Genomic DNA, 21,142 nt, shown 5'->3' on the forward strand with positions numbered 1-21,142 from the left:
AGCCGACAGGTTCTTAGTTACAAACAACAAGCAAATAAGGAAAAGATAGAATGGCTAAGGGGCAATCTTTGCAAGATCCGTTCCTGAACGCATTGCGTCGTGAACGTGTTCCGGTTTCTATTTATTTGGTGAATGGTATTAAGCTGCAAGGCCAGATTGAGTCTTTTGACCAGTTTGTCATCCTGTTGAAGAACACGGTTAGCCAGATGGTGTACAAGCACGCTATCTCTACCGTTGTCCCGTCACGTCCGGTTTCGCATCACAGCAACAACCCGAGCGGCGGTTCAAGCAACTATCACCATGGCAACAATCCGTCTGCGCAGCAACAGCCGCAGCAGGAAAGCGATGACGCTGAATAAAGCGCGTTGCAAGTCAACCATGACGGGGAGCATAAGCAGCCGCGGGCTGTTTATGTCCCCCAAACTCACGGTGAGTGTCCGTTTGAGAGGTTGCACGCTTGTTTGACCGTTATGAAGCCGGTGAGCAGGCCGTACTGGTTCATATCTATTTCTCGCAAGACAAAGATACGGAAGACCTCAACGAGTTCGAATCGTTGGTTTCCTCAGCCGGTGTCGAAGCTTTGCAAGTGGTGACTGGTAGCCGCAAAGCCCCGCATCCGAAGTACTTTGTCGGCGAAGGAAAGGCCGAAGAAATTGCAGATGCGGTGAAAGCCAGCGGCGCGTCTGTTGTCCTGTTTGATCATTCCCTTTCCCCGGCGCAGGAAAGAAACCTCGAGCGCCTGTGCGAATGCCGGGTGATCGATCGCACCGGGCTGATTTTAGACATCTTCGCCCAGCGTGCCCGCACCCATGAAGGTAAGCTGCAGGTGGAGCTGGCGCAGTTGCGTCACATCGCCACGCGTCTGGTACGCGGCTGGACGCACCTGGAGCGGCAAAAAGGGGGGATTGGCCTGCGCGGGCCGGGGGAAACCCAGCTTGAGACCGACCGTCGCCTGTTACGCGATCGCATCAGCTTGATTCTGCGCCGCCTGGAGCGGGTAGAAAAGCAGCGTGAACAAGGCCGACGCGCGCGGACCCGCGCCGATGTGCCGACCGTATCGCTGGTGGGCTACACCAACGCCGGCAAATCCACCCTGTTTAACCGAATAACGTCTGCCGAGGTGTATGCGGCGGACCAGCTATTTGCCACCCTGGATCCTACGTTGCGGCGCATTGACGTGCCGGACGTGGGGGATACCGTGTTGGCGGATACCGTAGGCTTTATCCGGCACCTGCCGCACGATCTGGTGGCCGCCTTCAAGGCGACGCTGCAGGAAACGCGCCAGGCATCTCTGCTGCTGCACGTCATCGATGCCGCAGATCCGCGCGTCGATGAGAACATCGAAGCGGTGAACACCGTGCTGGCGGAGATAGACTCGGATGAAATCCCTACACTGTTAGTGATGAACAAAATAGATATGCTGGACGATTTTGTGCCGCGTATCGACCGCAACGACGAAAACCTGCCGATCCGGGTGTGGCTGTCCGCCGCCAGCGGAGAGGGTATTCCGTTGCTGTATCAGGCGTTGACGGAGCGCTTATCGGGGGAGATCGCGCATTACGAATTGCGCTTACCGCCACGGGCAGGCCGTCTTCGCAGCCGTTTTTACCAGCTTCAGGCGATTGAAAAAGAGTGGAACGAAGAGGACGGCAGCATTGGCGTGGTGGTGCGAATGCCGATCGTCGAATGGCGTCGTCTCTGCAAGCAAGAACAGGACCTGATTGACTTTATCGTATGATCATATCCTGTTACATTTATGCTTCGCGAAAGCCTGAAGTACCCAATCACAGAATATGGAGCTAAAACATGGCGTGGAATCAGCCCGGTAATAACGGACAGGACCGCGACCCGTGGGGGAGCAGCAATAACAATGGCGGCAACTCTGGCGGTAACAACAAAGGCGGTCGTGATCAAGGGCCACCTGATTTGGACGATATCTTCCGTAAACTGAGCAAGAAATTGAGCGGTTTTGGCGGGGGCAAAGGCTCCAACAGCAATAGCGGCGGCACCGGCACCTCTGGTCCGGGCTTCAGCGGCCGCATTATCGGTATCGCGGCGGTGGCCGTGGTGGTGATCTGGGCCGCCAGCGGCTTCTACACCATCAAGGAAGCTGAGCGCGGCGTCGTGACGCGTTTCGGCAAGTTCAGCCACCTGGTGCAGCCGGGTCTGAACTGGAAGCCGACCTTCATCGACGACGTGCGTCCGGTGAACGTGGAATCCGTGCGCGAGCTGGCGGCGTCCGGCGTGATGCTGACCTCCGATGAAAACGTGGTGCGCGTGGAAATGAACGTGCAGTACCGCGTGACCAACCCGGAAGCGTACCTGTTCAGCGTCGTCAATGCCGACGACAGCCTGAGCCAGGCGACCGACAGCGCCCTGCGCGGCGTGATCGGCAAATACTCGATGGACCGCATCCTGACCGAAGGCCGTACCGTGGTGCGTAACGATACGCAGCGCATGCTGGAAGAGACCATTCGTCCTTACAACATGGGCATCACGCTGCTGGACGTCAACTTCCAGGCGGCGCGTCCGCCGGAAGAGGTGAAGGCGTCGTTCGACGATGCGATCGCCGCGCGTGAGAACGAGCAGCAATACATCCGTGAAGCGGAAGCTTACGCCAACGAAGTTCAGCCGCGTGCGAACGGCCAGGCGCAGCGTCTGCTGGAAGATTCCAAGGCTTATAAAGACCGTACCATCCTGGAAGCGCAGGGTGAGGTGGCGCGCTTTGCCAAACTGTTGCCGGAATACAAGTCCGCTCCACAGATCACCCGCGAGCGTCTGTATATCGAAACCATGGAAAAAGTGCTGGGCCATACCCGTAAGGTGTTGGTGAGCGACAAAGGCAACAACCTGATGGTGCTGCCGCTGGATCAGATGCTGCGCGGTCAAGGCGCGGCGCCGGAGAGCGGCAACAAGGATACCAGCCTGATTCGCCTCAATCCGAATCCTGCGCCGGCTGCCAACAGCAGCACTCCGCGTACCAGCGGCGGTTCGATTATGGATCAGCGCCGGGCGAATGCGCAGCGTGACGACACCACTCGCGTAGGGAGAGAGTAATCAATGCGTAAGTCTTTTGTAGTTATTGTCCTCGCGGTGCTGGTGGTGCTGTACGCTTCGCTGTTCGTGGTGCAGGAAGGCCAGCGCGGCATCGTGCTGCGCTTCGGCAAGGTTCTGCGCGACGGCGAAAACAAGCCGCTGGTGTATGCGCCGGGTCTGCACCTCAAGATCCCGTTCATCGAGACCGTGAAGAACCTGGATGCGCGTATCCAGACCATGGATAACCAGGCCGATCGTTTCGTGACCAGCGAGAAGAAAGACCTGATCGTCGACTCCTATCTGAAGTGGCGCATCAGCGACTTCAGCCGTTACTATCTGGCGACCGGCGGCGGCGACGTCTCCCAGGCCGAAGTGCTGCTGAAGCGTAAGTTCAGCGACCGTCTGCGTTCCGAAATCGGCCGCCTGGACGTGAAAGACATCGTGACCGACTCGCGCGGCAAGCTGATGTCCGACGTGCGTGACGCGCTGAACACCGGCACCGTGGGTGACGGCGAAGAAGTGGCGACCACCGAAGCCGATGACGCTATCGCCTCTGCGGCGGCGCGCGTTGAGCGGGAAACCACCGGCAAACAGCCGCAGGTGAACCCGAACAGCATGGCGGCGCTGGGCATCGAAGTGATCGACGTGCGTATCAAGCAGATCAACCTGCCGGCGGAAGTGTCCGACGCCATCTACCAGCGTATGCGCGCCGAGCGTGAAGCGGTAGCCCGTCGTCTGCGCTCGCAGGGCCAGGAAGAAGCCGAGAAGCTGCGCGCCAGCGCGGACTACGAAGTGACCCGTACCCTGGCGGAAGCCGAGCGTCAGGCGCGTATCACCCGCGGTGAAGGCGATGCAGAAGCGGCCAAGCTGTTCGCCAACGCGTTCAGCCAGGATCCGGACTTCTATGCCTTTATCCGCAGCCTGCGTGCCTATGAAGCCAGCTTCAAGGACAACCAGGACGTGCTGGTACTGAGCCCGGACAGCGATTTCTTCCGCTACATGAAGTCGCCTGATACCCTGCGCAAGTAAGCGCGGCAGGCAATCTGATCGAGGGCCCGTTTACGCGGGCCCTTTCTCGTTTTTGGGGGATGCATGAACTCAACGATTTGGCTGGCGCTCGGGCTGGTTCTGGTGCTGGAAGGATTAGGGCCGATGCTGTTTCCGCAGGCCTGGCGCAAAATGATTGTGGCGATGTCGCAACTGCCGGACGCGACGCTGCGGCGATTTGGCGGCGGAATAGTGGTTGCGGGCTGCGTGATCTACTACATGTTGAGCGGCCGCACGGGTCTTTAAAGTCTAGCCCAAAATTTATGCAATCGTATGCTAAAAGTGCTGAAAATCGAAAATTACGGTGGTAGAATCCATTTTTAAGCAATCGGTGATTTTGAAAAATGGGTAAGAACGTCGTCGTACTGGGCACCCAATGGGGTGACGAAGGTAAAGGCAAGGTTGTAGACCTGCTGACTGAACGGGCTCAATATGTTGTGCGCTACCAAGGTGGCCATAACGCTGGCCACACTCTGGTAATCAACGGTGAAAAAACCGTCCTTCATTTAATTCCTTCAGGTATTCTGCGTGAAAACGTCACCAGCATCATCGGCAACGGTGTTGTTCTGGCGCCGGACGCATTGATGAAAGAAATGGGTGAACTCGAAGCGCGTGGCATCCCGGTACGCGAACGTCTGTTACTCTCTGAAGCTTGCCCGCTGATCCTGCCTTACCACGTCGCGTTGGACAACGCGCGTGAGAAAGCGCGCGGCGCGAAAGCGATCGGTACCACCGGTCGCGGCATCGGCCCGGCTTACGAAGATAAAGTGGCTCGTCGCGGCCTGCGCGTCAGCGACCTGTTCAACAAAGAAACCTTCGCCGTTAAGCTCAAAGAGATCGTCGATTACCACAACTTCCAGCTGGTCAACTACTACAAAGTTGAAGCCGTCGATTATCAGGCGACGCTGGACTACGTGCTGTCTATCGCCGACATCCTGACCGCCATGGTGGTTGACGTTTCCGAACTGCTGGACGGCGCGCGCAAGCGTGGCGACCTGATCATGTTCGAAGGCGCTCAGGGCACCCTGCTGGATATCGACCACGGTACTTACCCGTATGTCACCTCTTCCAACACCACTGCCGGCGGCGTGGCTACCGGTTCCGGCATCGGCCCGCGTTATGTGGACTACGTGCTGGGCATCGTGAAAGCCTACTCCACTCGCGTGGGTGCAGGCCCGTTCCCAACCGAACTGTTCGATGAAACCGGCGAGTACCTGTGCAAGCAGGGTAACGAGTTCGGCGCCACTACCGGCCGCCGTCGTCGTACCGGCTGGCTGGACGCGGTAGCGGTGCGTCGTGCCGTGCAGATCAACTCCCTGTCCGGCTTCTGCCTGACCAAATTGGACGTCCTGGACGGCCTGAAAGAAGTGAAGATCTGCGTGGGCTACCGCATGCCGGACGGCCGCGAAGTGGACACTACTCCGCTGGCGGCTGAAGGTTGGGAAGGCATTGAGCCTATCTACGAAACCATGCCGGGCTGGAGCGAAACCACCTTTGGCGTGAAAGAGCATAGCAAGCTGCCTCAGGCTGCGCTGAACTACATCAAGCGCATCGAAGAAGTGACCGGCGTACCGGTAGACATCATCTCTACCGGCCCGGATCGCAGCGAAACCATGATCCTGCGCGACCCGTTCGACGCATAATCAGGCTTTGCGGCAGTAAACAAACCGGGCGCGTCCCGGTTTGTTTTTATCCTGACTCCCTCCGATTGCGGTTTCACGTCAAAAAATCCTTTCATAAACCCGCCTTAGGGCGCGGGATTCGCTAAATAATTAGCGACGAACTCTCCGGCTGGTTTATTATCCAATGAGTAATCTTTTGAATAGCGCCGAAAAGCGGCGTATCAGACGGGTAAAACGATACCCAGAGGTAAGATGTGCAGTTAACAAGTTTTACTGATTATGGCCTGCGGGCGTTGATCTACATGGCCTCGTTGCCGCAGGACAAGATGACCAGTATCTCGGAAGTGACCGAGGTTTACGGCGTGTCTCGCAACCATATGGTGAAGATCATCAATCAGTTGAGCCGGGTCGGTTTTGTCACGGCGGTGCGCGGCAAGCATGGCGGCATCCGTTTGGGCAAACCGGCCGAGAGCATTCGCCTCGGCGACGTGGTGCGGGCGCTGGAGCCGCTTGCGCTGGTTAACTGCAGCAGCGAGTTTTGCCACATCACCCCTGCCTGCCGACTGAAGCAGGTGCTCCAACAGGGCGTACAGAATTTCCTTGAAGAGCTGGATAAGCATACGTTGGCCGATATGGTCGAAGACAATCCGCCGCTCTACAAGCTATTGCTTGTCGAATAAAACGACGTTGAGAAGACAAGGCTCAACGTCATCCTGCTGATGACAACGGAGGAACCGCAATGTCACAAGATCCATTCCTGGAACGAGAAGCAGAAAAATACGAATCCCCCATCCCCAGTCGTGAATATATCCTGGCCCATTTGGCGAAACGTGAAACGCCGGCCAGCCGCGAAGAACTGGGCAACGAACTGGGTCTCAGCGGTGAAGAGCAGCTGGAAGCGCTGCGCCGCCGCCTGCGCGCCATGGAGCGCGATGGCCAGCTGGTGTTTACCCGCCGCCAGTGCTACGCGCTGCCGGAACGTCTGGATCTGCTGCGCGGCACGGTGATCGGCCACCGCGACGGCTACGGCTTCCTGCGCGTGGAAGGCAGCAAAGACGATCTGTACCTGTCTGCCGAACAGATGAAAATGGCGATCCACGGTGACGTGGTGCTGGCGCAGGCCTTGGGCGCGGATCGCAAAGGGCGCCGCGAAGCGCGCATCGTGCGCGTGCTGGTGCCGAAAACCAGCCAGATTGTCGGCCGCTTCTTCATGGATGCCGGCACCGGCTTCGTGGTGCCGGACGACAGCCGTCTGAGCTTCGATATTCTGATCCCGGCGGACAGCGTCAGCGGCGCGCGCATGGGCTTTATGGTGGTGGTGGAGCTGACGCAGCGTCCGACCCGTCGCACCAAGGCGGTCGGCAAGATCGTCGAGATCCTCGGCGACAAGATGGGCACCAGCATGGCGGTGGACATCGCGCTGCGCACCCATGAGATCCCGCATACCTGGCCGCCGCAGGTGGAAAAGCAGGTGGCCGATCTCAGTGAGCAGGTGCCGGAAGCGGCCAAGAAGGGCCGCGTCGATCTGCGCAAGCTGCCGTTGGTCACCATCGACGGTGAAGACGCACGCGACTTCGATGACGCCGTGTACTGCGAGAAAAAACGCGGCGGCGGCTGGCGCCTGTGGGTTGCGATCGCCGACGTCAGTTACTACGTGCGCCCGCGCACCGCGCTGGACGATGAAGCGCGCAGCCGCGGTAACTCGGTGTACTTCCCGTCGCAGGTGATCCCGATGCTGCCGGAAGTGCTGTCCAACGGGCTGTGCTCCCTGAACCCACAGGTCGATCGCCTGTGCATGGTGTGCGAGATGACCATCTCCGCCCAGGGGCGCCTGTCCACGGCCAAGTTCTACGAAGCGGTGATGAGCTCGCACGCTCGCCTGACCTATAACAAGGTGTGGCACATTCTGCAGGGCGATCAGGAGCTGCGCGAGCACTACCATCCGCTGGTCAAGCACCTGGAAGAGCTGCACGCGATGTATAAGGTGCTGGATAAGGCGCGCGCCGAGCGCGGCGGCATCGCGTTTGAAACCGAAGAAGCCAAGTTCATCTTCAACGCCGAACGCCGCATCGAGCGCGTGGAGCCGACGGTGCGCAACGACGCCCACAAGCTGATCGAAGAGTGCATGATCATGGCCAACGTGGCGGCCGCGCGCTTCGTCGAGAAACGCAACGAGCCGGCGCTGTACCGCGTGCACGATCGTCCGAGCGACGACCACATCTCCGCGCTGCGCAGCGTGCTGAGCGAGCTGGGTCTGACGCTGGGCGGCGGCAACAAGCCGCAGCCGAAGGACTATGCGGTGCTGATGGATGAAGTGTCCGAGCGCCCTGACCACGAAATGCTGCAAACCATGTTGCTGCGTTCGATGAAGCAGGCGATTTACGATCCGGAAAACCGCGGCCACTTCGGCCTGGCGCTGGCGTCTTACGGCCACTTCACCTCGCCGATCCGCCGTTATCCGGATCTGGCGCTGCACCGCGCGATCAAATATCAGCTGGCCAAAGAACACGGCGAGCCGAAAGAGCGCTGGACGCCGACCGGCGGCTGGCACAGCGAATTCGAAGAGATGCTGCAGCTGGGCGAACACTGCTCGATGACCGAGCGCCGCGCGGACGAAGCGACGCGCAACGTCGCCGACTGGCTGAAGTGCGACTTCATGCAGGATCACGTCGGTGAAGTGTTCAGCGGCATCATCTCCAGCGTGACCGGCTTCGGCTTCTTTGTGCGCCTGAACGATCTGTTCATCGACGGGCTGGTGCACGTATCAACGCTGGATAATGATTACTATCGCTACGATAATATCGGCCAACGCCTGATCGGCGAGTCTTCCGGCACGGTCTATCGCCTGGGGGATACGGTGGAGATCCGCGTGGACGCGGTGCATATGGACGAGCGCAAGATCGACTTCGCGCTGGTGTCCAGCACCCGCAAAGCGCGCGGTGAAGGCAAAACCGAGCGCGATCGCGCCAAGAAGGGCGGCCAGCGCACGCTGCGCGACAGCGGTAGCGCGGGGCGCGGCAAGCGCCGCGGCGGCAAACCGCCGGCCAACTTCGAGCCGGACAGCGCCTTCCGCAAGCAGGATGACGCCAAGCCCGCGGACAACGTGAAGAAGGCGAAGAAGAAAGCCAAGAAAGCGTCCGACAAAACGCGGAAAATCGCGGCGGCGACCAAAGCCAAACGCGCAGCCAAGAAGAAAGGTGCCGAGCAGGCTTAACCTGCCGCACATCGTTACCATCGGCCGGTTATCGCCGGCCGCACGAATTTAAAAGAGCATCATGAGCGAAATTATTTACGGCATTCACGCCGTCAAAGCCCTGTTAGAGCGCGATCCGCAACGCTTCCTGGAAGTGTTTATCCTGAAAGGCCGCGAAGATCGCCGCCTGCAACCGCTGATCGCCGAGCTGGAAGCGACCGGCATCGTGATCCAGGTGGCGAGCCGCCAGTGGCTGGATGACAAGGTTGAAGGCGCGGTACACCAGGGGATCATTGCCCGGGTGCGCGAAGGGCGTCAGTATCAGGAAAACGATCTGCCAGGCCTGTTGGAGAGAGTGGAAACGCCATTCCTGCTGGTGCTGGACGGCGTGACCGACCCGCATAACCTCGGCGCCTGCCTGCGCAGCGCCGACGCTGCCGGCGTGCACGCGGTGATCGTGCCGCGCGACCGTTCTGCCCAACTGAACGCCACCGCCAAGAAAGTGGCCTGCGGCGCCGCCGAGAGCGTGCCGCTGATCCGCGTGACCAACCTGGCGCGCACGCTGCGCCTGCTGCAGGAAATGAACGTCTGGGTGGTGGGTACCGCCGGCGAAGCCGACCATACGCTGTATCAGAGCAAAATGACCGGCCCGATGGCGCTGGTGATGGGCGCGGAAGGCGAAGGCATGCGTCGTCTGACCCGCGAACACTGCGACGAGCTGATCAGTATCCCGATGGCCGGTACCGTCTCTTCGCTGAACGTGTCGGTCGCCACCGGCATTTGCCTGTTCGAAGCGGTGCGTCAGCGCGGCTGATCCTCCTGACGGGGGCCCTGAGCCCCCGTTAATTCCCCCTCTTGTGATCCCGCCTTCGGCAGAAATCTCTGCGCCGACCATACTTACTCCTGACGCTTTTCTCAGGGAGCACTCTCATGGTCTGGACTACGCACACCGTTTTTAACCAACCCAAGCCGCTGGGCAACAGCAACCTGTTTCTCTCCGATACGCCGCTGCGCGAAGCGTTGCAGCGCGAGCAGGGCGGCTGGGACGCCGAGGTATTGGCTTCGCTGGGCCAGCAGCTTGGCACCCAGGAGTCGCTGGAGCTGGGCCGCCTGGCCAACGCCAACCCGCCGGAGCTGCTGCGCTACGACGCCACTGGCCAGCGGCTGGACGACGTTCGCTTTCATCCCGCCTGGCATATCCTGATGCAGGGGCTGATCGCCAACCGGGTGCACAACCTGCCCTGGCAGGAGGATGCGCGCATCGGTTCCTTCGTGGCGCGCGCCGCGCGCTTTATGCTGCATGCGCAGGTTGAGGCCGGTACGCTGTGCCCGGTGACCATGACCTTCGGCGCTACGCCGCTGTTGCTGCAGGCGTTGCCGGCCGAGTTTCGCTCCTGGCTGACGCCGCTGCTGTCGGATCGTTATGACGCTCACCTGCTGCCGGGCGGGCAAAAGCGCGGCCTGCTGATCGGCATGGGCATGACGGAGAAGCAGGGTGGTTCCGACGTTTTGAGCAATACCACTACCGCCGCGCCGCTCGGCGCGCGCGGGCCGGGTGAAGCCTACCGGCTGGTGGGGCACAAGTGGTTCTTCTCGGTGCCGCAGAGCGATGCGCACCTGGTGCTGGCGCAGGCCGAAGGCGGGTTGTCCTGTTTCTTCCTGCCGCGCATTTTGCCGGACGGCAGCCGCAACGCCATTCGCCTGGAGCGATTGAAAGACAAGCTGGGTAACCGCTCCAACGCCAGCAGCGAAGTGGAGTTTCAGGACGCCACCGCCTGGCTGTTGGGGGATGAGGGTGACGGCGTGCGGCATATCCTGAAGATGGGCGGCCTGACCCGTTTCGACTGCTCGCTTGGCAGCCACGGCCTGATGCGCCGCGGGCTGTCGGTGGCGCTGTATCATGCGCTGCAGCGGCAGGCGTTCGGCAAGCTCTTGATCGAACAACCGCTGATGCGCCAGGTTTTGGCGCGTATGGCGCTGCGGCTGGAAGGGCATACCGCGTTGCTGTTCCGGCTGGCCCGCGCCTGGGAAAGCCGCAGCAATGAGGGCGAACTGATCTACAGCCGCCTGCTGACCCCGGCGGCCAAATACAGCATCTGTCGCCAGGGCATGCCGTTCATCGCCGAGGCGATGGAGGTGCTGGGCGGTATCGGCTACTGCGAAGAGAGCGAGCTGCCACGCTTGTATCGCGAGATGCCGGTCAACAGCATCTGGGAAGGTTCCGGCAACATCATGTGTCTGGACGTGTTGCGCAGCCTGCACAAGCTGCCGGGCGCGCTCGAAATGCTGCAGTTCGAGCTGCAGCCGGTGCGCGGCCAGAATCGCTTGTTCGATCACGCCTGGCGGCAGTGGCAGCAGCGTGCCCGGCAACCGCGTGAAGAGATGGGGCGGCTGCTGACCCAGCAGCTGTTCGACCTGTGCTGTGCCGCGCAGCTGCTGCAGCATGCCAGCCCGCAGATAGCCGACGCCTGGTGCCACCTGACGCTGGATCACCGCGGCGAGAGCCTGCTGTCGGCCGAGGTGTGCGAACTGCTGCTCAACCGCGCTATCGGCGGTTAGGGAAAAGGGTGGCGCGCGGCGGCGAAAACCTTTTTAATTCAGCCTCACTCTGACAGGAAAATGCACATGGATATTCTCAGCGCGTTGGCGGCGTTCGCCTCTTATTTCTTCAGCGGTTTCGCCATGATTTTGGTGTTTCTGTTCGTCTATACCCGCATCACTCCGCACGACGAATGGGCGCTGATCAAGGCCGATAATCAATCCGCCGCCTTTGCTTTCATCGGCGCTTGCCTGGGGTATGTGATCCCGTTGGCCAGCGCGGCGATCAACTCGATCAGCCTGCTGGATTACCTGCTGTGGGGCGTAGTGGCGCTGGTGGTGCAACTGCTGCTGTTCGCGGCCGTGAAGATCTACATGCCACGCATCAGCGACAAGATCGAAGCGAACCACCTGGCCGCCGGGATTTTCCTGGGGGGCGTCTCCGTGAGCGGCGGCGTGTTGAATGCGGCTTGCATGAGCTACTAAAGGTATAAGATGGCCGAGGCGCGCCAGCCAAGCGGGTGCGCCTGTTCTTCCATCCGCAGGATGCGGTAATAGCTGGCGCCGTGTTGGCCGGCGGTGCGAGCGATGGCCTGCTCCGCCTCCTGCGGTGAACCGGGCAGATCGTTAAAGGTGATCTCGGCGATTTCACTGAGCGGCGTCACGCGATCGGCGGGCGCCAGCTCGGCGGACTGTGCGCCGGTGCTGAGCAGCCCTACTGAAAGCAGGAGGGAGGTGAGTGCGGTGGAGCGTTTCATGGCGTTCCCCTTCGTCAGATCCTGAATCGCACCCGCAACATGCGGCATGCTGTCCGACAGTGTGCAATACCCTACTTCAGCCTGTGCAAAGCCAGTGTAAATCTGCTTAAAAAATCCCCGCCTTACCGATACAGGATCGCCTGGGAATACCATTGGCCCGGCACGATGGTTTCGCTGTTCATGATGATCACGTAATACCGGGCGCCGGCGGCGGTGGCCTTGCGCTGGATCTCCGCTTCCACGTCCATCGGGCTGCCGCGCACCACGGCGGTGACGGTACCTATCTTCACCAGCTCGGTGGTCTGTGCGCGGACGATCTCCTGCGCCTGTGCGGTGGGCGGTGGCGGCGGTTTCGGCGTGGTGGTCATGATGCCGCAGGCGGAAAGCTGTGCGGCCAGCGTCAGGGCGATGAGTGTGCGGACAAGCGTCATGGTGACCTCGAAAGAGCCGGTACGATGGCTTCAGTGTAACGCAATATAAGCTGGAACAGATTGAGCTAACGCTGGCTGGCGCAAGTTTGTCATGATGAATGCCAACAGGTGAGTTGAGGATGAACGGATGATCGAAATTCATGACGAGCGGGCGGGCGATATTGCGGTGATCCATGCCGTCCCCGCAGGGCACTATCAGCGGCCCTTGCCGACGGTGTTCTTCTGTCATGGCTATACCTCGTCGAAAGAGGTGTACGCCTACTTCGCCTATGCGCTGGCGCGCGCCGGTTTTCGGGTGATATTGCCGGATGCCGATCGGCACGGCGAGCGGTTCGACGGCGATGAGGCGCGGCGTCTGGCCACGTTTTGGGAGATCCTGCGCAGCAATATCGACGAGCTGCCGCAGATCAAGGCGCATTTCGAGCGGCTCGGCCTGATTGCCGACGGGCGTATCGGCGTCGCCGGTGCCTCTATGGGGGGCATGACCGCGCTTGGCGCCTTCGCGCGCTTCCCGTGGATCCGGGCGGCCGCCAGCCTGATGGGTTCCGGCTATTACCGTGCGCTGGCGCAAACGCTGTATCCGCCGTTGGGCGAAGAGGGCGAGGCGCTCTCTCCGCCAGCGTTTGCGGCGCGCACCGCCGTGCTGGCGGAGTATGAGCTGGAAGGGCGTTTGGCGGCGATCGCCGGGCGGCCGCTGCTGCTGTGGCACGGCGAGACGGACGACGTGGTGCCGGCGGCGGACAGCCTGCGTTTGGCGGCTGAACTGCGGCAGCAAGGCGCGGACGGCCGTTTGACGTCGCTCATCGAACCGGGGGTGAAGCACCGCATCACGCCGCTGGCGCTGTCCGCCACGGCCGACTTCTTCCGCCGCGAACTGTAATGCTCCGCCGGGCGCGATGCCAGGAATTGCACCGCTCTGTGCCTGCTGTTTCGGCCATCGTTTGGCCGAATGAAGGGGAGAATGTCAGCGTGAATTCTTTCAGGGCAGCAAGGAGCAGAGGGCATGATAAAAAGCATCGGCAGTACGGCCGGTTTAATGGGAACGATGAAAGCGCGCGCCGAGCTTAACTCAGCGGCCTTCAGTGAGATGTTGGGGGCCGCCGACGGCAAGGCGCGGCAAAACCAGGCGAATCCGCTGTCGCGCATCACGGCGCAGACGGTGCAAAACATGACGGCGTTGTTCGCCTCCGCGCCGAAAGCGGCAGCCACTCACACCGCAGCGGCCGATACGCTCTCGTTCGAACAGCGGGCGACCCTGACGGGTAGCGCCGAGTTGTTGCAAACGCGGACAAATTATCTGCAGATGGCGCTGCAATTACATAATCCGGGCAAGGCGTTCAGCATGCCGACGCTGCTCAAGCTGTGATGAGGGAAGCGGAGCGCCCAACGGGCGGCGCTCCGGTGCGGACTGAACAGGCTTTCTGATGAAGCCCTGGGGATTTCCCTGGCGTGGCGTGCGTTTTTAGCGGTACAGCTCGGCGCTGACGTGCATCGTGCTGTTGTCGCCCGGTTCGTGCAGGGCGATGATGCGATAAGAGCTTGCGCCGCGTTGATCGGCGATTTTGCTGACCTGGCTGCTGGCGTCATCCGGCGAAACCACGTTCTGGTTCAGGGTGACGAAGCCGACGCTCTGGCGTTGATCGGCCTGGTGCGAGGTGATCTCCGTTGCGGCCATTACGTTGGCGGAAAACAGGGCGGCCAGCGCCGTTGCGAGAATGATGCGTTTCATAGTGCCTCTCTTAACCCTTTGCCGTTACGGCCTGACAGCGAATGTCGCTGCGGCAAAAAGTCATTTATCTGCATTGAATAACCTGAAATCTTTTTCGTCGCGCTGTCTGCGGCGGATATGGTTAATTTTAGTCCGTTGCGGCGGATTAAAAAGCGGGGGCTTTTGATGACCTCTTTCAAAAAAAGTGAAATAGATTTGTGACTCAGCGCTGATTTCATTGAAAGATTTTTGAAACCGATGGATCGGCGTACATAGGTTCTCCCACGAGCAAATTGTGCTATTTCCCATAACGCCTCGCATTAACGCGAATAAAACCCACGCAGTCCTTGAGTTTCCCGCCCTGCGTCAGTATGATTACGCGTCATTTTTCAGCCGCACACTAAACACGTTCCTTGCTTCCATGGGCCGCGGTTGACCCTGACAGGAGGCTGAATAATCCGTAAGGAGCAATTCGATGCGTCATTACGAAATCGTTTTTATGGTCCATCCTGACCAAAGCGAACAGGTTCCGGGCATGATCGAGCGTTACAGTGCTACCATCACTAACGCGCAAGGTCAGATTCACCGTCTGGAAGACTGGGGCCGCCGTCAGCTGGCTTATCCGATCAACAAACTGCACAAGGCTCACTACGTTCTGCTGAACGTTGAAGCGCCGCAGGAAGCGATCGATGAGCTGGAAACTAACTTCCGCTTCAACGACGCCGTTATCCGCAGCATGGTTATGCGCGTTAAGCACGCGGTAACTGAAGCATCTCCGATGGTTAAAGCGAAAGACGAACGTCGTGGCGATCGCCGCGAAGACTTCGCTAACGAAACCGCAGATGATGCAGATGCTGGGGATTCTGAAGAGTAATTGCCGCCGTGACGGCTAATCGTCTGGTTTTGTCGGGCACTGTGTGCAAGGCGCCGGTTCGAAAAGTGAGTCCTTCCGGGATACCGCACTGCCAATTTGTGCTAGAGCACCGTTCGCAGCAGATGGAAGCCGGATTCAGCAGACAAGCATGGTGCCGAATGCCCGTGGTTGTCAGCGGACAACAGTCACAAGCACTAACTCAAAGATTAACGGTCGGCAGTCAGATTACCGTGCAAGGCTTTGTAAGCTGCCATCAAGGGCGCAACGGGCTGAGCAAATTGGTTCTGCATGCCGAGCAGATTGAATTGATAGATTCTGGAGACTAGCCAAATGGCACGTTATTTCCGTCGTCGCAAGTTCTGCCGTTTCACCGCGGAAGGCGTTCAAGAGATTGACTATAAAGACATCGCTACGCTGAAAAACTACATCACCGAAAGTGGTAAAATTGTACCGAGCCGTATCACCGGTACTCGTGCAAAATATCAGCGCCAGCTGGCCCGTGCTATCAAGCGCGCGCGCTACCTGTCTTTGTTGCCGTACACTGATCGTCATCAGTAATCGGCCACTGTCCATTAACGACTTTGAGAGGATAAGGTAATGCAAGTTATTCTGCTTGATAAAGTAGCAAACCTGGGCAGCCTGGGTGATCAAGTTAACGTTAAAGCGGGCTACGCTCGTAACTTCCTGGTACCACAGGGCAAAGCTGTTCCTGCTACCAAGAAAAACGTTGAGTTCTTCGAAGCACGCCGTGCTGAACTGGAAGCCAAACTGGCTGACGTTCTGGCTGCTGCTGAAGCTCGCGCAACCAAGATCAACGAACTGGGTTCAGTCACCATCGCTTCCAAATCTGGCGACGAAGGTAAACTGTTCGGCTCTATCGGCACCCGCGACATCGCTGACGCAGTGACTGCGGCAGGCGTTGAAGTTGCCAAGAGCGAAGTTCGTCTGCCGAACGGCGTTCTGCGTACCACTGGTGAGCACGAAGTGCACTTCCAGGTACACAGCGACGTGTTCGCACAGCTGAATGTAGTTGTGGTTGCAGAAGCGTAATTTACGCTGCTGTTAACCCGGTTAAAACGCCAGCCTCGCGCTGGCGTTTTGCTTTTCTGCGCCCGGCAAAACGCGCTACGCTTGAAGACGGGATGAAAAGGAGAGCGTGCGATGGCAAAGATTACGCTACAGCGGGTTTATGATTTCAGCGCGCCGGCGCCGGAACACTGTTATCTGATAGACAGGCTATGGCCGCGCGGCATCAGCAAGGCGCGGCTGACGGGCGTGCAGTGGCTGAAACAGGTGGCGCCGGATGACGAACTGCGCAAGTGGTTCCATCAGCATACCGACCAGTGGGCGGTCTTCGAGGCGCGTTACCGCCAACAGCTGGCGGCCAACGACGCCTGGCAGCCGCTGGTGGCGCTGTTACGGCAGGGGCAAACGCTGACGCTGCTGTATGGCAGCAAAGATACCGAGCACAACCAGGGCGTGGTGCTGCGCGAGTTTTTGCTGGCGCAGCTGTAGGGATTAGCGTTCCCGGCGGTAGCTGCCGTCGGCCTGGCGGCGGAACAGCGCCTGGCTGTTGTCCACCGTGGTAACCGACAGCGCGTTAATCACGCCGTTGGCGTCGCGTTCGATGCGCACTTCCTGGCCGGCTTTCATGTTGCTCAGCGGCTTGTCGCCGCCTTCCACCTGCGCCATGGCGAACACTTCATTCACCGGCAGATTGTTGTCGCGAAACAGCTGGGCCAGGGTCTGGCCGGGCTGGATCTGATAACGCTGCCAGTTGCCCGCCGGCGTTGGTTCGTTGGCAGACGTGGTGCCGCCGTTTTGCAGATCGGCCTGCAGCGGCACGCTGGTTTCCTGCTGGGAAACCGGGAACGGCTGTCTTTCGGGCGAGTACGGCCACAGCAGGGCCAGCAGCAGGATGATGCCGAAGATCAGCACCCAGCGGCGGTGGAAGTAGGGCAGTGGCTCCATCCAATGGAAACCGTCCGGCAGATGCCAGACTTTGGCCAGCAGCGCTTTGACCTGCTGCATTTTGTCGTTGGCCGGCGGTGGCTCCGATGGCGGTTCCGCGCCTTCAGACGTGGGTGCGGCGCCCGGTTTCAGGCGCTGGCTGACATTCAGCCAGGTGCGCAGCAGCGGCTGGTAGATGCGGGTGGTTTTCCTTCTCCTGGGCGCGATTCTGCCCATGGTGACCTCTCTTCGACGGCGTAGTAATTAGCGCGGCGCGGCAAGCGCCTCGCCTGCCCGATATCCTGCTTTCAGTATAGTCCGCTAACTGATTGAAGCGAAAGGCAGCTGAGCGGCAGAGCCGCGGTTTGCGGCTGCGGGCGTTAACAGAAGGTTATTGTTTCTTTTTCTACGACAAAAGTCATCATTCTCCACACAAGATTTTACCCGGCATTGACGCGCTGTTATGCTGCGCTTTCGACTTTTTACAGACTTAAGGAAAACCCCATGACAACCCCTTCTTTTGACAGCGTTGAAGCGCAAGCAAGTTACGGGATTGGTTTACAGGTCGGCCAGCAGCTGCAAGAGTCCGGGCTGGAAGGTTTGCAACCGGAAGCTTTGCTGGCGGGTCTGCGTGACGCGCTGGAAGGGAATGCCCCGGCGGTTCCGGTAGACGTGGTGCACCGTGCGCTGCGTGAGATCCACGAGCGTGCGGACGCGGTGCGCCGCGAGCGCCAGCAGGCGATGGCCGTTGAAGGCCAGAAATTCCTGGACGACAACGCCAAGCGCGACGACGTGACGCTGACCGAGTCCGGCCTGCAGTTCTCCGTGCTGGAGCAGGGCAACGGCCCGATCCCGTCCCGTCAGGACCGCGTGCGTGTGCACTACACCGGTCGTCTGATCAACGGCGACGTGTTCGACAGCTCGGTCGAGCGCGGCCAGCCGGCAGAATTCCCGGTCAGCGGCGTGATCCCAGGCTGGATCGAAGCGCTGACCCTGATGCCGGTCGGCTCCAAATGGCAGCTGTATATCCCGCACAACCTGGCCTATGGCGAGCGTGGCGCTGGCGCGTCCATCCCGCCGTTCAGCGCGCTGGTGTTCGACGTCGAGCTGCTGGAAATCCTGTAATCCCACCGAGGATTGCTCTGGGCGCCTTCGTGGCGCCCTTATTTTATGCGCCGCGCAGCGCGCGCGGGAACAGCAGATTGTTTTCCAGGCTGATGTGCTCCATCAGATCGCCGATGAACTCGTCGATGCCGGTGTACAGCGCTCGCCAGGTGGTGCAGGCGCCCTCCGGCGGCGTGACGTTATCGGTGAGGAACTTCACCACTTCCAGCTGCTCACCCGCCTCGTCATGTTCATGCTCCATCACCGAGATCGGTCCGGCGGCCTGCGGCCCCATGCCCTGTTTGATCAGCGGGAACAGGATCTGCTCCTCTTTCATCATGTGATTCTCCAGATCCAGGCGGATCAGGTTCAGCTGCTTCGCCAACCCGCGCGGGCAGCTGGGCTTGTCGCCGTGCACGCGTTCGACCTTTTCCGCCATCAGCACCAGTTCTGCCAGCTGCTCGCGGTGTCGCTGATGAAAGCGCGGCAGAATGTAATCGATCACCTCACCGAGCGGCGCCGTGCGCCAGTCCCGGCTTGGCTCCGGCGTGGCGGCCAGGGCGGCCAGTTCGTTTTCCAGCCTGTCGATATCTAACCCTTTGCGCTCGGCGGCGCGTGCCAGCGATTGCCGGCCGCCGCAGCAGAAATCCAGCTGATGCTGGCGAAACAGACGGGATGCACGGGGAATGGCGATAGCGAGCGCGCCAAGGGATTGATTGCGGTAATCCATGGTAGTGCCTCTTTAAACGAAGGAATCCTATAACATGCATTTTAAATGCAATTTAAAGGGCGCGCCAGCGGGAAAATCGAAGAGAAAGTGGCCGGGGCTGGGGACCCCGGCCGGGTGATTATTTCGCGCTAAGATCGATGCGATACACCGCGAAACCGATGCGGTCATTGCCTTCGGCGGTCATCGGATATTGAGCGTGCTCCTTGATAAACGCCGTCGCTTTGTCCGACGGCGAGGTCTCGAAGCGGATATCCAGCGGTTGCTGGCTGCTGAAGGTCGCCAAACGCCAGTTGTTGTCCGCCTGCGGATGCACCGCGCCGTGTTGCTGGGTTTCGGCGCTGATGTAGGCCGCCAGCACTGAACGGTTTTCATCCGGCGAAGCGAAGGCGATGTGTTTGTCGCCGGTGCCGGCAAATTTGCCGCCGTAGGCGCGGTAGTTGTTGGTGGCGACCAGGAAGGTGGCGTTCGGATCGATCGGCTTGCCGTTGAAGGTCAACTGCTTGATGCGCTCCGCCTTATCGTTGATCAGCTGGCATTCACCGTCGTAGCGCGCCGGCTGGCTGACGTCGATCTGGTAATTGACGCCGTCGATCACGTCGAAGTTATAGGTGCGGAAGCCGTCCCAGTTGATCAAGCCCTGCGGCTTGGCGCTGTTGACGTCGATCTGGTTGAACTGGCCGGCGGAGCACTCCAGCCACTCTTTCACCTCTTTGCCGCTGGCCTTCACCACCACCAGGGTATTGGGGTAGAGATAGAGATCGGCGGCGTTGCGGAAGGTGAGTTGGCCCTTTTCCACTTCGACGAAGCTGGCCGGATCGTTCTTGCGGCCGCCGACCTTGAACGGCGCCGCCGCCGACAGCACCGGCAGATCGGCCAGATCCGGATCGCCCTGAATGTAATGTTCAACGTAGGCCTTCTGCGCATTGTTGACGATCTGCACCGTCGGATCGTCCTGCACCAGCGCCAGGTAGCTGTACATGTTGCCGTCGGATTTGCCGATCGGCTGGCTGACGAACTCGCGCGTGCCCTTGTGATCGTCCGCCAACACTTTCACCAGCGCGGCGTCTTCCGCCGCCAGCGATTTCTTGTTCTCTTTGTCGTAGATCGGCCGTGCTTCCGCTTTGGCGGCGGTCACTTTCCAGCTACCGCTATCGTTGTTGAGCTGCAGGTCGACCACGCCGAGATGATCGCCCCATTGGCCCGGCATCACCGCCGGTACGCCGTTCAGCAGGCCCTTATCGATATCCGCGCCTTTGATATTGGCGAAGTCCTTGCTCGGGAACACCGCATGGGCGTGGCCGAACATGATGGCGTCGATGCCCGGTACCTGGCTGAGGTAGTAGACCGAGTTTTCCGCCATTGCCTTGTAAGGCTCGCTGGACAGCCCGGAATGCGGGATCGCCACCACCAGATCGGCGCCCTGTTTACGCATTTCCGGCACGTAGCGTTTGGCGGTGGCGGTGATGTCGTCCACCGTCACCTTGCCCTGCAGGTTAGCCTTGTCCCACACCAGGATCTGCGGCGGCACGAAGCCGATGTAGCCGATGCGCAGCGTATGCGCCTTGCCGTCGCGGTCTTTCACCGGCGTATCGACGATGATGTACGGCGTGAACAGCGGTTTTTGCGTTTTGGCGTCGATGACGTTGGCGTTGATATACGGGAACTTGGCGCCGGCGATGGCGTTCTTCAGGTAGTCCAGCCCGTAGTTGAATTCATGGTTGCCGATGTTGCCGACCACATAGTTCAGCGTATTCATCGCCTTATAGACCGGATGCACGTCGCCCGGTTTCAGCCCCTTGGCCGCCATGTAGTCGCCGAGCGGGCTGCCCTGAATGATGTCGCCGTTGTCCACCAACACTGCGTTGGTAGCCTGTTGGCGCGCCTGCTGGATCAGGCTGGCGGTGCGCACCAGGCCGAATTTATCGGTCGGCGTGTCCTTGTAGTAATCGAAGTCCATCATGTTGCTGTGCAGGTCGGTGGTTTCCAGCACGCGCAGGTCGACGGTGGCCGCCTGCGCCGAGGCGCACACCAGCAGCGCAAGCGCGGACAGCGTCAGGGGATGCTTCATCATTTTGGGCTCTCTCCATTCCATTATTCGAGTGTTATCGCAGAGGGAAATGTAATTAACATTGCTTGCCACAGCAAACTGTG

The 21,142-nt window shown here is 60.0% G+C and carries 26 protein-coding genes; 19 read left to right on the forward strand and 7 right to left on the reverse strand.

Annotation, left to right across the window (positions count from 1 at the left end; all coding sequences use genetic code 11):
* Positions 1-50 precede the first annotated feature (50 nt).
* The 11 genes from hfq (at position 51) to V8N38_RS01690 (ending at position 11,922) form a co-directional block, all read left to right on the forward strand.
* Complete coding sequence (gene hfq / locus V8N38_RS01640; RefSeq protein ID WP_004933678.1) at positions 51-359, forward strand: RNA chaperone Hfq; 309 nt, start codon at positions 51-53, stop codon at positions 357-359.
* Positions 360-457: 98 nt separating this feature from the next.
* On the forward strand, positions 458-1,738 hold the full coding sequence (gene hflX, locus V8N38_RS01645; protein ID WP_004933675.1) for a ribosome rescue GTPase HflX: 1,281 nt from the start codon (positions 458-460) through the stop codon (positions 1,736-1,738).
* Positions 1,739-1,806: 68 nt separating this feature from the next.
* Positions 1,807-3,057 (forward strand): FtsH protease activity modulator HflK, encoded by a 1,251-nt coding sequence (hflK, locus tag V8N38_RS01650; protein ID WP_038879209.1) that lies wholly within the window; start codon positions 1,807-1,809, stop codon positions 3,055-3,057.
* Between the two features lie 3 nt (positions 3,058-3,060).
* Complete coding sequence (gene hflC / locus V8N38_RS01655) at positions 3,061-4,065, forward strand: protease modulator HflC (protein ID WP_004933669.1); 1,005 nt, start codon at positions 3,061-3,063, stop codon at positions 4,063-4,065.
* 63 nt (positions 4,066-4,128) lie between these two features.
* Entirely contained in the window at positions 4,129-4,329 is a 201-nt protein-coding gene (locus tag V8N38_RS01660; protein WP_004933666.1) for a DUF2065 domain-containing protein, read from the forward strand.
* A gap of 98 nt (positions 4,330-4,427) precedes the next feature.
* A complete protein-coding gene (locus tag V8N38_RS01665; protein ID WP_033648701.1) occupies positions 4,428-5,726 on the forward strand; it encodes an adenylosuccinate synthase in 1,299 nt (432 codons plus the stop codon).
* 233 nt (positions 5,727-5,959) lie between these two features.
* Entirely contained in the window at positions 5,960-6,385 is a 426-nt protein-coding gene (gene nsrR / locus V8N38_RS01670) for a nitric oxide-sensing transcriptional repressor NsrR (protein ID WP_015376391.1), read from the forward strand.
* Between the two features lie 59 nt (positions 6,386-6,444).
* A complete protein-coding gene (gene rnr / locus V8N38_RS01675; protein WP_060421893.1) occupies positions 6,445-8,919 on the forward strand; it encodes a ribonuclease R in 2,475 nt (824 codons plus the stop codon).
* Between the two features lie 61 nt (positions 8,920-8,980).
* Entirely contained in the window at positions 8,981-9,712 is a 732-nt protein-coding gene (gene rlmB, locus V8N38_RS01680) for a 23S rRNA (guanosine(2251)-2'-O)-methyltransferase RlmB (RefSeq protein WP_147839666.1), read from the forward strand.
* 116 nt (positions 9,713-9,828) lie between these two features.
* A complete protein-coding gene (locus tag V8N38_RS01685) occupies positions 9,829-11,457 on the forward strand; it encodes an isovaleryl-CoA dehydrogenase (protein WP_069100488.1) in 1,629 nt (542 codons plus the stop codon).
* Positions 11,458-11,523: 66 nt separating this feature from the next.
* Complete coding sequence (locus tag V8N38_RS01690) at positions 11,524-11,922, forward strand: DUF350 domain-containing protein (protein ID WP_015376394.1); 399 nt, start codon at positions 11,524-11,526, stop codon at positions 11,920-11,922.
* On the opposite strand, the gene V8N38_RS01695 is transcribed toward V8N38_RS01690, so the two are convergent.
* Both V8N38_RS01695 and bsmA read right to left on the reverse strand, forming a co-directional pair.
* Entirely contained in the window at positions 11,919-12,194 is a 276-nt protein-coding gene (locus tag V8N38_RS01695) for a DUF1471 domain-containing protein (RefSeq protein WP_033638652.1), read from the reverse strand. The genes V8N38_RS01690 and V8N38_RS01695 overlap by 4 nt on opposite strands.
* Positions 12,195-12,316: 122 nt before the next feature.
* Complete coding sequence (gene bsmA / locus V8N38_RS01700) at positions 12,317-12,625, reverse strand: biofilm peroxide resistance protein BsmA (RefSeq protein ID WP_147839667.1); 309 nt, start codon at positions 12,623-12,625, stop codon at positions 12,317-12,319.
* A 127-nt stretch (positions 12,626-12,752) separates the two neighbouring features.
* Here bsmA and yjfP point away from each other — a divergent pair, with 127 nt between their 5' ends.
* Together yjfP and V8N38_RS01710 are read left to right on the forward strand one after the other, a co-directional pair.
* On the forward strand, positions 12,753-13,505 hold the full coding sequence (gene yjfP, locus V8N38_RS01705) for an esterase (protein WP_087763021.1): 753 nt from the start codon (positions 12,753-12,755) through the stop codon (positions 13,503-13,505).
* A gap of 123 nt (positions 13,506-13,628) precedes the next feature.
* Complete coding sequence (locus V8N38_RS01710; RefSeq protein ID WP_084826943.1) at positions 13,629-13,991, forward strand: hypothetical protein; 363 nt, start codon at positions 13,629-13,631, stop codon at positions 13,989-13,991.
* A 96-nt stretch (positions 13,992-14,087) separates the two neighbouring features.
* Here the strand turns inward: V8N38_RS01710 and V8N38_RS01715 are convergent, their stop codons facing one another.
* Together V8N38_RS01715 and V8N38_RS01720 are read right to left on the reverse strand one after the other, a co-directional pair.
* Positions 14,088-14,354: a DUF1471 domain-containing protein gene (locus V8N38_RS01715; protein WP_004933636.1), complete on the reverse strand. Its 267-nt coding sequence runs from the start codon at positions 14,352-14,354 to the stop codon at positions 14,088-14,090.
* Positions 14,351-14,572 carry a hypothetical protein gene (locus V8N38_RS01720; RefSeq protein ID WP_126179771.1) on the reverse strand — a complete coding sequence of 74 codons (222 nt, stop codon included), beginning with the start codon at positions 14,570-14,572 and terminating at the stop codon, positions 14,351-14,353. Before V8N38_RS01720 ends, V8N38_RS01715 begins: the two co-directional genes overlap by 4 nt.
* Before the next feature lie 236 nt (positions 14,573-14,808).
* On the opposite strand from V8N38_RS01720, the gene rpsF reads away from it, so the two are divergent.
* The 5 genes from rpsF (at position 14,809) to V8N38_RS01745 (ending at position 16,722) form a co-directional block, all read left to right on the forward strand.
* A complete protein-coding gene (gene rpsF / locus V8N38_RS01725) occupies positions 14,809-15,207 on the forward strand; it encodes a 30S ribosomal protein S6 (RefSeq protein ID WP_004933634.1) in 399 nt (132 codons plus the stop codon).
* An 8-nt stretch (positions 15,208-15,215) separates the two neighbouring features.
* Positions 15,216-15,533 (forward strand): primosomal replication protein N, encoded by a 318-nt coding sequence (gene priB / locus V8N38_RS01730; protein WP_049233092.1) that lies wholly within the window; start codon positions 15,216-15,218, stop codon positions 15,531-15,533.
* 4 nt (positions 15,534-15,537) lie between these two features.
* A complete protein-coding gene (gene rpsR, locus V8N38_RS01735; protein WP_000135199.1) occupies positions 15,538-15,765 on the forward strand; it encodes a 30S ribosomal protein S18 in 228 nt (75 codons plus the stop codon).
* A 39-nt stretch (positions 15,766-15,804) separates the two neighbouring features.
* Positions 15,805-16,257 (forward strand): 50S ribosomal protein L9, encoded by a 453-nt coding sequence (rplI, locus tag V8N38_RS01740; protein WP_004933629.1) that lies wholly within the window; start codon positions 15,805-15,807, stop codon positions 16,255-16,257.
* 111 nt (positions 16,258-16,368) lie between these two features.
* Positions 16,369-16,722, forward strand: coding sequence for a DUF488 domain-containing protein (locus tag V8N38_RS01745; RefSeq protein WP_047569644.1), 354 nt, complete (start codon positions 16,369-16,371; stop codon positions 16,720-16,722).
* Between the two features lie 3 nt (positions 16,723-16,725).
* Here the strand turns inward: V8N38_RS01745 and V8N38_RS01750 are convergent, their stop codons facing one another.
* The gene (locus V8N38_RS01750) at positions 16,726-17,394 is read right to left on the reverse strand and encodes an OapA family protein (RefSeq protein WP_047729278.1); all 669 of its coding nucleotides are present in this window, start codon (positions 17,392-17,394) and stop codon (positions 16,726-16,728) included.
* Positions 17,395-17,661: 267 nt separating this feature from the next.
* On the opposite strand from V8N38_RS01750, the gene fklB reads away from it, so the two are divergent.
* Complete coding sequence (gene fklB / locus V8N38_RS01755) at positions 17,662-18,282, forward strand: FKBP-type peptidyl-prolyl cis-trans isomerase (RefSeq protein WP_004933618.1); 621 nt, start codon at positions 17,662-17,664, stop codon at positions 18,280-18,282.
* A 43-nt stretch (positions 18,283-18,325) separates the two neighbouring features.
* On the opposite strand, the gene ytfE is transcribed toward fklB, so the two are convergent.
* Both ytfE and V8N38_RS01765 read right to left on the reverse strand, forming a co-directional pair.
* The gene (ytfE, locus tag V8N38_RS01760; RefSeq protein WP_070913671.1) at positions 18,326-18,991 is read right to left on the reverse strand and encodes an iron-sulfur cluster repair protein YtfE; all 666 of its coding nucleotides are present in this window, start codon (positions 18,989-18,991) and stop codon (positions 18,326-18,328) included.
* Between the two features lie 118 nt (positions 18,992-19,109).
* Positions 19,110-21,062, reverse strand: coding sequence for a bifunctional 2',3'-cyclic-nucleotide 2'-phosphodiesterase/3'-nucleotidase (locus V8N38_RS01765; protein ID WP_060440889.1), 1,953 nt, complete (start codon positions 21,060-21,062; stop codon positions 19,110-19,112).
* Positions 21,063-21,142: the final 80 nt, after the last annotated feature.

The organism is Serratia nevei (assembly GCF_037948395.1).
Classification (GTDB): domain Bacteria; phylum Pseudomonadota; class Gammaproteobacteria; order Enterobacterales; family Enterobacteriaceae; genus Serratia; species Serratia nevei.